The organism is Zestomonas carbonaria (assembly GCF_904061905.1).
Lineage (GTDB): Bacteria > Pseudomonadota > Gammaproteobacteria > Pseudomonadales > Pseudomonadaceae > Aquipseudomonas > Aquipseudomonas carbonaria.
In genome coordinates this window covers 1-11,155 of sequence record NZ_CAJFCI010000066.1, presented here as the reverse complement: position 1 = coordinate 11,155, position 11,155 = coordinate 1, and the positions used below count along the sequence as shown (strand labels likewise).

Here is an 11,155-nt window from a genome sequence, read left to right as displayed (position 1 = left end):
GAACCTCCAGCTTCCCCGGATTGCATCCGGGCTACATCGCCACCAGCCCGCATGGGTAGCCCCCTCTCCCCCTGGGAGAGGGTTGGGGTGAGGGAGCGTGGCTTCGTACCACACAGAACCTCTTCGCCCGCACCTGACTCCGCCCCCTCACCTAGCCCTCTCCCGGGGGAGAGGGTTCCAGTCCGAGTCGCCGGTTCCTCATCGGTAGCCCGGATGTAGTCCGGGAATCGGAACCATCCCCCGAATTTCATCCGGGCTACATCACCCGGCCATTGGATTCCCGCGCTCACGGGAATGACGGGCTTGCGGGGTGCTTGATCTTTCCTCCGTCGTCCCCGCGAACGCGGGGAAGCAGTCGACAACCCCATCCACATTGCCCCGCCCCACAGTTATGGCTTGTCTGGATAGTGGCAACTGGGTTATCAGTGCTATCAGCCTGATCGCCGAACAATCTGGACCGCCTATGACCTTCCTGGTGCCCGCCCACAGCCCGAATCCCTCCGGCAAACCCGCCGGCCGCATTCGTCAGAAAAACGAAGAAGTCATCATCGCCGCCGCCGAGGAAGAGTTCGCCCGCCACGGCTTCAAGGGCACCAGCATGAACGCCATCGCGCTGCGTGCCGGGCTGCCGAAGGCCAACCTGCACTACTACTTCAGCAACAAGCTGGGGCTGTACATCGCGGTGCTGAGCAACATCCTCGACCTCTGGGACAGCACCTTCAACACCCTCACCGCCGCCGACGACCCGGCCGAGGCGCTGGCCCGCTACATCCGCGCCAAGCTGGAATTCTCGCGCCGCCAGCCGCTGGCTTCGAAGATCTTCGCGATGGAGGTGATCAGCGGCGGCACCTGCCTGGAAGAGCACTTCAACCAGGACTACCGCGACTGGTTCCGCGGCCGCGCCGCGGTGTTCGAGGCGTGGATCGCCGCCGGCAAGATGGACCCGGTCGACCCCATGCACCTGATCTTCCTGCTCTGGGGCAGCACCCAGCACTACGCCGACTTCAGCACGCAGATCTGCCGGGTCACCGGCCGCAAGCGGCTGACCAAGGATGACTTCGAGAGCGCCGCGCAGGCCCTCATCCACATCATCCTCAAGGGCTGCGGCCTGACGCCTCCCTGATGCCGTTCACCCTCTGCGCGCCTTGCGAGCATCGCGAGGAAATCCGCAAGAGCCGCTTTCTCGCCCTCGCCACGCCGATCGCCAGCGCGGCCGAGGCGCAGGCGTTCATCGCCGCGCACAGCGACCCGGGCGCCTCGCACAACTGCTGGGCCTGGAAACTCGGCGACCAGTACCGCTTCAGCGACGACGGCGAACCCGGCGGCACCGCCGGCAGGCCGATCCTCGCCGCCATCGAGGGCCAGGACTGCGACCGGGTGGCGGTGCTGGTGATCCGCTGGTACGGCGGCATCCAGCTCGGCACCGGCGGGCTGGCCCGCGCCTACGGCGGCAGCGCCGCGAAGTGCCTGCAAGGTGGGGAGCGCATTCCGCTGCTGCGCCTGCGCCGCTTCGCCTGCCACGTGGAGTTCGCCGAGCTGGCGCTGTTCAAGTCGCGCCTGGGCGAGTTCGCCGCCCAGGTGGAGAGCGAGGACTACGACGCCAGCGGCGCGCACCTGACCCTGGCGCTGCCGGCCGAGCAGCGCGAGCCGCTGCAACGCCTGCTCGCCGACCTCAGTCGCGGGCGCAGCGAACTGCACGAGCTGGAGGACGCATGAGCCACAAGCTGCGCATCCACTCGCCGGCCATTCACTACTTCGACATGGTCCGCCGCTGCAACTCGATCCGCGAGGCCGCACGGCGCCTGAACGTCGCCTCCTCGGCGGTCAACCGGCAGATCCTCAAGCTCGAGGACGAGATCGGCGCGCCGCTGTTCGACCGCCTGCCCGGCGGCCTGCGCCTGACCCCGGCCGGCGAGATCCTCGCCCGCCATGTCACCGTGGTCCTCCAGGACATCGACCGGGTGCGCTCCGAGCTGGACGCCATGCAGGGCCTGCGCACCGGCCACGTAGAGATCGCCACCGTCGAAGGAGTCACCGCCGACCTGCTGCCCTGCGTGCTGAAAGGCATGCGCGAGCGCTACCCGCAGGTGACCATCGGCGTCACCCTGCTCGGCTCCCAGGCGATCCCCGAAGCGGTGCTGAGCGGCAGCGCCGACCTCGGCCTGGCCTTCGCCCTGCCGCGCTGCGCCGAACTCCAGCAGCTCTGCGTCGGCCACTTCCGCCTCGGCGCCATCGTCGCCCCCGGGCATCCGCTGGCCTCGCAACATGAGGTGAGCTTCGCCAGTTGCGCCGAGCATGGGCTGATCCTCGCCAAGAGCGAGCTGTCGATCCATCACCTGCTCGCCCCGCTACGCCGCCGCCTGCGCCAGAGCGACCGGCCGTCCCTGGAGAGCGGCTCGGTGGAGCTGGCCCACCAGTTGGCCAGGCGCGGTATCGGCGTGGCCTTCCAGACCCGCATCGGCATCGAGGCCGACCTCGCCAACGGGGAGCTGAAGCACATCCCGCTCAGCGACAACGGCGGCGTGTTCAGCGACCTCGGCCTCTACGTGCGCGGCGGCCGCTACCTGCCGGTGGCGGTGGATGCCTTCGCCCGGCAGCTCGGCGAGGAAATCCGCCTGCGCGAACGCCAGGAGCTGGAATCGCTGGGCAACTGAACGCCCGACCGATGTAGCCGGGGCACACCTGTGCCATCGCCAGAATCCGCGAACTAGACAACCCGCTGAAAATCCTGACTTTTTAGTCAACTTACCGATGCCGTTTCGGCATCGCCATGCTCGATATTCTGTTCTTTGGTGCTCAGGCGATTGTGTCGATACTGCGCCAATCCGCCGCCTGCCAATCCAATAACAAGAGAGCATCGCCGCATGAAGAACACAGTGAAAGGCACCGCCCTGCTGCTCGCCCTGGCCGGTACCGGCCAGGCCTCGGCCCTGGAGTGGATGAACAACAGCGTCGGCTTCCGCTACGGCCAGGAGTTCACCAACCCCAACAACCCGCACAAGATCGCCAAGCGCATCTACAGCTTCACCCACGCCAGCGGCTACCAGTACGGCAGCAACTACTTCCACCTCGACGTGCTGCTCTCCGACAGCAACGACCCACGCAAGGGCACCGACCACGGCAGCAGCGAGGTCTACGCGGTGTACCGCAACCAGGTATTCGCCTCGCGGGTGTTCGACCGGGAGTTCGGCAACGAGCTGGTCAAGGACTACGCCCTGACCATCGGCTTCGACGCCAGCCGCAACAACAACCTGGCCTCGGCGAAGAAGCGCGCCCTGGTGATCGGCCCGACCCTGAAGTTCAACACCGTGGGTTTCGCCGACCTGAGCCTGATGTACTACAAGGAGAAGAACCACTCCGGCATCCCCGGCGCCCGGCACCCGGACCACACCTTCGACGCCACCTACATGCTCAACCTGGCGTGGATGCGGCCGTTCCAGATCGGCGACCACGCCGCCAAGTTCCAGGGCTTCGTCAACCACGTCGGCGACAAGGGCGGCGACTACAACGACAGGGACACCGCCCCGGAAACCCTGATGCGCGCCGCACTGATGGTCGCCGCGCGGCCGGGCAAGAACGTCAAGCCGAACCTCTACCTCGGCGTCGGCTACGAGTACTGGCACAACAAGTTCGGCGTGGACGGCGGCCGCGGTAGCCGCACCTCGGCGCCGACGCTCAATCTTGAGCTGAGCTTCTAAGGCCCCCTACATCTGGTCTCGTGGATATCGTTTGATTCGGTGGCAGGGGCACCCACGCTCCCTCACCCCTCGGGAGAGGGCTGGGGTGAGGGGCGGACTGAACAATTAGCACCCAACTCCACCCAGGCCCCCACAAAACCGGGGGATGTAAAAAGCGACATCCACCCTACGTCCATCCCGCGCACACCTGTGCGCTACGATCACCCACTACGCCCCAATAGCGTGCACGGGTGGCTCGGCATGGTGGCGCAATCGCCCGCCGCTGCATTTCCTGACCTCCTGGCCAGTTTTTTGCTTCATTGGGGGACACGCGACTTCCCCTGAGTAAAGTTCACCCAATGACGCCCCCGACCTCCCCGCCCCGCCTCGAACTGCGTGGCATCACCAAGCGCTATCCCGGCTGCCTGGCCAACGACCGCATCGACCTCGCCATCGAGCCGGGCGAGATCCATGCCCTGCTCGGCGAGAACGGCGCCGGCAAAAGCACGCTGATGAAGATCATCTACGGGGTGATCCAGGCCGATGCCGGCGAGATCCTCTGGCACGGCGAACCCGTGGAGATGCGCGACCCGGCCATGGCGCGCGGGTTCGGCGTGGGCATGGTATTCCAGCATTTCTCGCTGTTCGAAACCCTCACCGTGGCGGAGAACATCGCCCTCGCCATGGGCCGCGCAGCCGGCACGCCGCAGCAACTGGAGCCGAAGATCCGCGAGGTGTCGCAGCGCTACGGCATGGCCCTGGAGCCGCAGCGACTGGTGCACAGCCTGTCGATCGGCGAGCGCCAGCGGGTGGAGATCGTCCGTTGCCTGATGCAGGACATCGAGCTGCTGATCCTCGACGAGCCGACCTCGGTGCTCACCCCGCAGGAGACCGACGAACTGTTCGTCACCCTGCGCCGGCTGGCCGCCGAGGGTTGCAGCATCCTGTTCATCAGCCACAAGCTCGGCGAAGTACGCGCGCTCTGCCAGCACGCCACCGTGCTGCGTGGCGGCCGGGTGTCCGGGCATTGCGTGCCGGCCGAGTGCTCGGACCTGGAGCTGGCGCGGATGATGGTCGGCGAGGCGGAAGGACTGGAGGCCAGCTACCCGAAGGTCGCCGGCGGCGCGCCGTTCCTGCGCGTGGAAGGATTGTCCTGGCACAACCCCGATCCGTTCGGCACCTCGCTCAAGGAGCTCGCCCTGGAAGTGCGCGGCGGCGAGATCGTCGGCATCGCCGGGGTCGCCGGCAACGGCCAGGACGAACTGCTCGCCCTGCTCTCCGGCGAACAGCGCCTGCCGGGCAGCCCCGCCAGCATCCGCTTCGCCGACCAGCCGGTGGCCCACCTGCGCCCCGACGCGCGGCGCGCCGCCGGGCTGGCCTTTGTCCCCGCCGAACGCCTCGGCCACGGCGCGGTGCCGGAGCTGAGCCTGACCGACAACGCCCTGCTCACCGCCTTCCAGCGCGGACTGGTGGAGCGCGGCCTGATCCGACGCGGCAAGGTGCGCGCCTTCGCCGAGGAGATCATCCGCCGCTTCGCGGTGAAGACCCCGGACGCGCAGGCCGCCGCGCGCAGCCTGTCCGGCGGCAACCTGCAGAAATTCATCCTCGGTCGGGAAATCCTCCAGCAGCCGAAACTGCTGGTCGCCGCGCACCCGACCTGGGGCGTCGACGTCGGCGCGGCGGCGGCCATCCACCGCGCGCTGATCGCCCTGCGCGACGCCGGCGCGGCGATCCTGGTGATCTCCGAGGACCTCGACGAGCTGTTCCAGATCAGCGACCGCCTGGCCGCCCTGAGCGGCGGCCGGCTGTCTGCGCTGACGCCGACCGCGCAGACCGATACCACCGAAGTCGGCCGCTGGATGGCCGGCGAATTCGCCACCACGCCCGCCTCGGTCAACGGAGCCTTCTGATGCTGCTTTCCCTCGAACCGCGCGGCCAGCAGTCCCGCGCCATGCTCTGGCTGTCGCCGCTGCTGGCCGCCGCGCTCACCCTGCTCAGCGGCTCGCTGCTGTTCATCGCCCTCGGCCACGACCCGCTGGAAACCCTCAAGGTGCTGCTGATCGACCCGGTCAGCGACTTCTACGGCGTCTCCGAACTGCTAGTGAAGGCGCTGCCGATCCTGCTCTGCGCCTTCGGCCTGGCGGTCGCCTACCAGGCACGCATCTGGAACATCGGCGCCGAAGGCCAGTTACTGATCGGCGCCCTGGCCGGCAGCGCCGTGGCGGTGCACATCATCGACTGGGACAGCCGCTGGGCGCTGGCCCTGGTGCTGGCCGCGGGCATCCTCGCCGGCGCCGCCTGGGCCGGGCTCACCGCCTGGCTGCGCACGCAGTTCAACGCCAACGAAATCCTCACCAGCATCATGCTCAACTACATCGCGCTGAACCTGCTGCTGTTCTTCGTGCATGGCCCGTTGAAGGACCCGGACGGCTTCAACTTCCCGGAATCGGCGATGTTCGGCGACGCCAGCCGCCTGCCGGCGCTCTTCGAGGATGGCCGCGTGCACGCCGGGCTGTACTTCGCGATCCTCGCCCTGGTGGCGGTGTGGGTGTTGCTGCAGAAGAGCTTCCTCGGCTTCCAGATCAAGGTGCTCGGCCTCGACCGCCGCGCCGCCGGGTTCGTCGGCTTCCGCGAGAAGAAGCTGGTGTGGATCGCCCTGCTGATCAGCGGCGCACTGGCGGGCCTGGCCGGGGTCGGCGAAGTCACCGGGCCGATCGGCCAACTGGTCCCGCAGGTGTCGCCGGGCTACGGCTACGCGGCGATCACCGTGGCCTTCCTCGGCCGCCTCAACCCGCTCGGCATCCTCTTCGCCAGCCTGCTGATGGCCCTCCTCTACCTGGGCGGCGAGAACGCACAGATGAACGCCAACCTGCCGCAGGCGATCACCCAGTTGTTCCAGGGGATGATGCTGTTCTTCCTGCTGGCCTGCGATGTATTGATCCTCTACAAGCCGAGGCTGGGGCTGAAATGGCGCAGGCGTGAGGCGTTGAAGGAGGTGGTGGTGTGAGTTCGCGCATGAAGGAAATTCCGCCCCTCACCCTAACCCTCTCCCGGAGGGAGAGGGGACTGTACGGAGCCGACCTGCAACACAGTGCCGCTTTGCTCCCCTCTCCCCCCGGGAGAGGGGCCGGGGGTGAGGGAGCAATCTCCAACCGCACGCACAACCAGCCCCTTTCGGAGTAATCCCCCATGGACCTCGACCTACTCACCAATATCTTCTACGCCATGGTCCGCACCGGCACGCCGCTGCTGCTGGTCGCCCTCGGCGAGCTGGTGTGCGAGAAGAGCGGTGTGCTCAACCTCGGCCAGGAGGGCATGATGCTGTTCGGCGCGGTGGTCGGCTTCATCGCCGCCTTCGCCACCGGCAACCTGTGGCTCGGCGTGCTGCTGGCGATGGCCGCCGGGATGCTGCTGTCCGCGCTGTTCGCCCTGGTGGCGCTGGGCTTCAACGCCAACCAGGTGGCCACCGGCCTGGCGCTGACCATCTTCGGCGTCGGCCTGTCGACCTTCGTCGGCGCCGCCTGGGTCGGCAAGCCGCTGGCCGGCTTCGAGCCGATCGCCATCCCGCTGCTCAGCGACATCCCGTTGATCGGCCGCATGCTGTTCGCCCAGGACCTGCTGGTCTACCTGTCCTTCGCGCTGTTCGCCGGGGTCGCCTGGGTGCTGCTCAGGAGCCGCATCGGCCTGATCATCCAGGCGGTCGGCGAGAACCCCGACGCGGCCAGCGCCATGGGCCTGCCGGTGCTGCGCGTGCGCACCCTGGCGGTGCTGTTCGGCGGCGCGATGGCGGGCATGGCCGGCGCCTACCTGTCGCTGGCCTACACGCCAATGTGGGCGGAGAACATGACCGCCGGGCGCGGCTGGATCGCCCTGGCGCTGGTGGTGTTCGCCAGTTGGCGGGTGTTCCGCCTGCTGCTCGGCGCCTACCTGTTCGGCCTGGCGAGCATCCTCCACCTGGTGGCCCAGGGCATCGGCCTGAGCATCCCGGCCAACCTGCTGGCGATGCTGCCCTACGTGGCGACCATCGTGGTGCTGGTGATCCTCTCCCGCGACGCCATCAAGACCCGCCTGTACGCACCGGTGTCCCTCGGCCAGCCTTGGCAGCCGGGGCGCTGATTGTTTTTTGGGTCCCCGCGAACGACACGCCCCCGATGCAGACGGCGCTATGCTGTAGTTCCTTCCACTTCATCAAGGAACGACCACCATGGCCAAATCCATCCTGCTCATCGGCGCCTCCCGTGGCCTTGGCCTCGGCCTGGCGAAGCAACTGCACGCCGACGGCTGGCAGGTCACCGCGACGGTGCGCGATCCGCAGCGCGCCGAGGAGCTGCGCGCGCTCGACGGCGTGCGCATCGAGACCCTGGACATCGACGACGCCGGGGCGCTGGAAGCCCTGCACCAGCGCCTGCGCGGCGAGCTGTACGACGTGCTGTTCGTCAACGCCGGCATTTCCGGCCCGCAGCACCAATCGCTTTCCGCCGCCACCCAGGCCGAGCTCGGCCAGTTGTTCATGACCAACGCGGTGGCGCCCGTGCGGCTGGCCGAGCGCTTCGCCGCGCAGGTCCGCGAAGGCGGCACGGTGGCCTTCATGAGTTCGATCCTCGGCAGCATCGCCCTCAACGACAGCAGCTACCTGTCCCTCTACAAGGCCAGCAAGGCGGCGCTGAACTGCCTGGCGCGCGGCTTCCACGCCGAGCAGAGCGAACGCCGGCTGACCGTACTGTCGCTGCATCCCGGCTGGGTGCGCACCGACATGGGCGGCCAGGACGCGCCGCTGGACGTGGCCACCAGTTGCGCCGGGCTGGCCAGGCAACTGGTCGAGCACGCCGACAGCGGCAAGCACCTGTATATCGACTACGCGGGCGAAGCACTGCCCTGGTAGGTACGTCGGTGGGTGGGGTTGGCTCGTTGGTTTTCTGGGTCCCCGCGTTCGCGTGGATGACAGGGGCGAAACGCCGATGCCCGACCGTCATCCCCGCGAACGCGGGGGTCCAATAAACAGCGCACCAGTTGGTGGCACCCGGGTCGCCCGCTGCACCAGCGCAATCCGCGAACCTGCGCACGGCAAGACCGGTATCCCGGCATTCAGCGCTTTCTGTCCAGTTGGTCAATTTTTTGCTAAGCCTGATGTCAGCCCATCGAGGCCAATACAACGACCATCCCAGGAGCCACACCCCTCATGCAGAAGCAAGTGAAGAAGAACCTGCTGCGCGGTCTCGCCGCCGCCATCGGTTTCAGCAGTGTCCTGAGCGCCTCCGCCGCCGATCCGCTGAAGGTCGGCTTCGTCTACGTCGGCCCGATCGGCGACCACGGCTGGACCTACCAGCACGAGCTGGGCCGCCAGGCGGTGGAGAAGCAGTTCGGCGACAAGGTGAAGACCACCTTCGTCGAGAACGTCGCCGAGGGCGCCGACGCCGAGCGGGTGATCCGCAACATGGCCAAGGGCGACTACGACCTGATCTTCACCACCTCGTTCGGCTTCATGAACCCCACTGCCAAGGTCGCCAAGCAGTTCCCGAAGACCACCTTCGAACACGCCACCGGCTACAAGCAGGACAAGAACCTCGGCACCTACCTGTCGCGTTCCTATGAAGGCCGCTACGTCGGTGGCTTCCTCGCCGCGAAGATGACCAGGAGCCACAAGATCGGCTACATCGCCTCCTTCCCGATCCCCGAGGTGATCCGCGACATCAACGCCATCCAGTTGGCGCTGAACAAGTACGACCCGCAGGCCGAGATCAAGGTCGTGTGGGTCAACTCCTGGTTCGACCCGGGCAAGGAGTCCGACGCCGCCAACGCGCTGATCGACCAGGGCGTCGACGTGGTGTTCCAGCACACCGACAGCCCGGCGCCGATCCAGACCGCCGAGCGCCGTGGCGTCTACTCCATCGGCTACGCCTCGGACATGGCCCACTTCGGCCCGAAGGCGGTGCTCACCTCGATCGTCAACGACTGGGGCCCGCACTACATCCAGGCCACCCAGGGCGTCATGGACGGTACCTGGAAGCCGCAGGACTACTGGGGCGGCCTCAAGGAAGGGACCATCAGGCTGCCGATCAGCGACCTGGTGCCGGCCGACGTGAAGGCCGAGGCCGAGCAGATCATCGCCAGCATCCAGAGCGGCGAGTTCCACCCGTTCACCGGGCCGATCAAGGACCAGTCCGGCGCGCTGAAGATCGCCGAGGGCGTGACCGCGACCAACGCCGACCTGGCGTCGATGAACTACTACGTCGAAGGCCTCAAGGCGGAGTTGCCGAAGTAACGACGCCCCTCACCGCAACCCTCTGGCCGGCCCTACACTCGGTGCCGTCTTCTTCCCCTCTCCCGCCGGGAGAGGGGCCGGGGGTGAGGGACCCAGGCTCAACCGGACACAGGCCAGCCCATGAACCAACTGCCCATCATCGACATCGCCCCGCTCTACACCGACGACGAATCCGCCTGGCTGTCCGTCGCCCGGCAGATCGATTCCGCCTGCCGCGAATGGGGCTTCTTCTACATCGAGGGACACCCGATCCCGCCCGAGCGGATCGCCGCCCTGAAGGCCGCCGCCGAAGACTTCTTCGCCCGCCCGGCGGAGGAAAAACTGCGCATCGACATCACCCGAAGCAGCCACCACCGCGGCTACGGCGCCATCGCCACAGAACAGCTCGACCCGAGCAAGCCGAGCGATCTCAAGGAAACCTTCGACATGGGTTTCCACATGCCCGCCGACCACCCCGACGTGCTCGCCGGCAAGCCGCTGCGCGGCCCCAACCACCACCCGGACATCCCCGGCTGGGAAGCGCTGATGCAGGGCCACTACGAAGACATGCACGCGCTGTCCAGGACCCTGCTGCGCGCCGTGGCGCTGGCCCTGGGCATCGAGCGCGACTTCTTCGACAAACGCTTCGAACAGCCGATCAGCGTGTTCCGCATGATCCACTACCCGCCGCGCCAGACCGCCAGCAGCGCCGAGCAACAGGGCGCCGGCGCGCACACCGACTACGGCTGCGTGACCCTGCTCTACCAGGACAATGCCGGCGGCCTGCAAGTGCAGAACGTGCACGGCGAATGGATCGACGCTCCACCGATCGAAGGCACCTACGTGGTCAACATCGGCGACATGATGGCGCGCTGGAGCAACGACCTGTACAAGTCCACGCCGCACCGGGTGATCAGCCCGCTGGGCGTCGACCGCTACTCCATGCCGTTCTTCGCCGAACCGCACCCGGACACCGAGATCGCCTGCCTGCCCGGCTGTCACGATGCCGAGCACCCGGCCAAGTACCCGCCGATCTCGTGCAGTGACTACATGCTGTCGCGGTTTGCCGATACCTATGCGTATCGGCGAGAGGAGGTGAAGGGGTAGGTTTTTGCGGTATCTGAAAGTCCGCCCCTCACCCTAACCCTCTCCCGGAGGGAGAGGGGACTGTACGGAGCCGACCTGCAACACAGTGCCGCTTTGCTCCCCTCTCCCACCGGGAGAGGGGACGGGGGTG

Annotated in this window: 10 protein-coding genes; all 10 read left to right on the top strand. The window is 67.3% G+C overall.

The annotated features are described in order from the left end of the window. Positions 1-463: 463 nt before the first annotated feature. Positions 464-1,123 carry a TetR/AcrR family transcriptional regulator gene (locus PSEWESI4_RS16415; RefSeq protein ID WP_187672290.1) on the top strand — a complete coding sequence of 220 codons (660 nt, stop codon included), beginning with the start codon at positions 464-466 and terminating at the stop codon, positions 1,121-1,123. Further along, positions 1,123-1,716, top strand: a complete 594-nt coding sequence (locus PSEWESI4_RS16410; RefSeq protein WP_187672289.1) for an IMPACT family protein — start codon at positions 1,123-1,125, stop codon at positions 1,714-1,716. Before PSEWESI4_RS16415 ends, PSEWESI4_RS16410 begins: the two co-directional genes overlap by 1 nt. Continuing rightward, positions 1,713-2,654: a LysR family transcriptional regulator gene (locus tag PSEWESI4_RS16405; protein WP_187672288.1), complete on the top strand. Its 942-nt coding sequence runs from the start codon at positions 1,713-1,715 to the stop codon at positions 2,652-2,654. Before PSEWESI4_RS16410 ends, PSEWESI4_RS16405 begins: the two co-directional genes overlap by 4 nt. A 210-nt stretch (positions 2,655-2,864) precedes the next feature. Further along, positions 2,865-3,698 (top strand): nucleoside-binding protein, encoded by an 834-nt coding sequence (locus tag PSEWESI4_RS16400; RefSeq protein WP_187672287.1) that lies wholly within the window; start codon positions 2,865-2,867, stop codon positions 3,696-3,698. A 338-nt stretch (positions 3,699-4,036) separates the two neighbouring features. Then, the gene (locus PSEWESI4_RS16395) at positions 4,037-5,587 is read left to right on the top strand and encodes an ABC transporter ATP-binding protein (protein WP_187672286.1); all 1,551 of its coding nucleotides are present in this window, start codon (positions 4,037-4,039) and stop codon (positions 5,585-5,587) included. Continuing rightward, entirely contained in the window at positions 5,587-6,684 is a 1,098-nt protein-coding gene (locus PSEWESI4_RS16390) for an ABC transporter permease (RefSeq protein ID WP_187672285.1), read from the top strand. Before PSEWESI4_RS16395 ends, PSEWESI4_RS16390 begins: the two co-directional genes overlap by 1 nt. A gap of 182 nt (positions 6,685-6,866) precedes the next feature. Continuing rightward, entirely contained in the window at positions 6,867-7,793 is a 927-nt protein-coding gene (locus PSEWESI4_RS16385; protein ID WP_187672284.1) for an ABC transporter permease, read from the top strand. 88 nt (positions 7,794-7,881) lie between these two features. Then, on the top strand, positions 7,882-8,559 hold the full coding sequence (locus PSEWESI4_RS16380) for an SDR family oxidoreductase (protein WP_187672283.1): 678 nt from the start codon (positions 7,882-7,884) through the stop codon (positions 8,557-8,559). Between the two features lie 297 nt (positions 8,560-8,856). After that, positions 8,857-9,939, top strand: coding sequence for a BMP family ABC transporter substrate-binding protein (locus PSEWESI4_RS16375; RefSeq protein WP_187672282.1), 1,083 nt, complete (start codon positions 8,857-8,859; stop codon positions 9,937-9,939). Between the two features lie 120 nt (positions 9,940-10,059). Further along, positions 10,060-11,025, top strand: coding sequence for a 2-oxoglutarate and iron-dependent oxygenase domain-containing protein (locus tag PSEWESI4_RS16370; protein WP_187672281.1), 966 nt, complete (start codon positions 10,060-10,062; stop codon positions 11,023-11,025). Positions 11,026-11,155 lie beyond the last annotated feature (130 nt).

Bases quoted from the DNA above. Each gene is read 5' to 3' on its own strand.
- PSEWESI4_RS16405 (WP_187672288.1), top strand. From the start codon at position 1,713: ATGAGCCACAAGCTGCGCATCCACTCGCCGGCCATTCACTACTTCGAC.
- PSEWESI4_RS16375 (WP_187672282.1), top strand. From the start codon at position 8,857: ATGCAGAAGCAAGTGAAGAAGAACCTGCTGCGCGGTCTCGCCGCCGCC.
- PSEWESI4_RS16400 (WP_187672287.1), top strand. From the start codon at position 2,865: ATGAAGAACACAGTGAAAGGCACCGCCCTGCTGCTCGCCCTGGCCGGT.
- PSEWESI4_RS16415 (WP_187672290.1), top strand. From the start codon at position 464: ATGACCTTCCTGGTGCCCGCCCACAGCCCGAATCCCTCCGGCAAACCC.
- PSEWESI4_RS16390 (WP_187672285.1), top strand. From the start codon at position 5,587: ATGCTGCTTTCCCTCGAACCGCGCGGCCAGCAGTCCCGCGCCATGCTC.
- PSEWESI4_RS16395 (WP_187672286.1), top strand. From the start codon at position 4,037: ATGACGCCCCCGACCTCCCCGCCCCGCCTCGAACTGCGTGGCATCACC.
- PSEWESI4_RS16380 (WP_187672283.1), top strand. From the start codon at position 7,882: ATGGCCAAATCCATCCTGCTCATCGGCGCCTCCCGTGGCCTTGGCCTC.
- PSEWESI4_RS16370 (WP_187672281.1), top strand. From the start codon at position 10,060: ATGAACCAACTGCCCATCATCGACATCGCCCCGCTCTACACCGACGAC.
- PSEWESI4_RS16385 (WP_187672284.1), top strand. From the start codon at position 6,867: ATGGACCTCGACCTACTCACCAATATCTTCTACGCCATGGTCCGCACC.
- PSEWESI4_RS16410 (WP_187672289.1), top strand. From the start codon at position 1,123: ATGCCGTTCACCCTCTGCGCGCCTTGCGAGCATCGCGAGGAAATCCGC.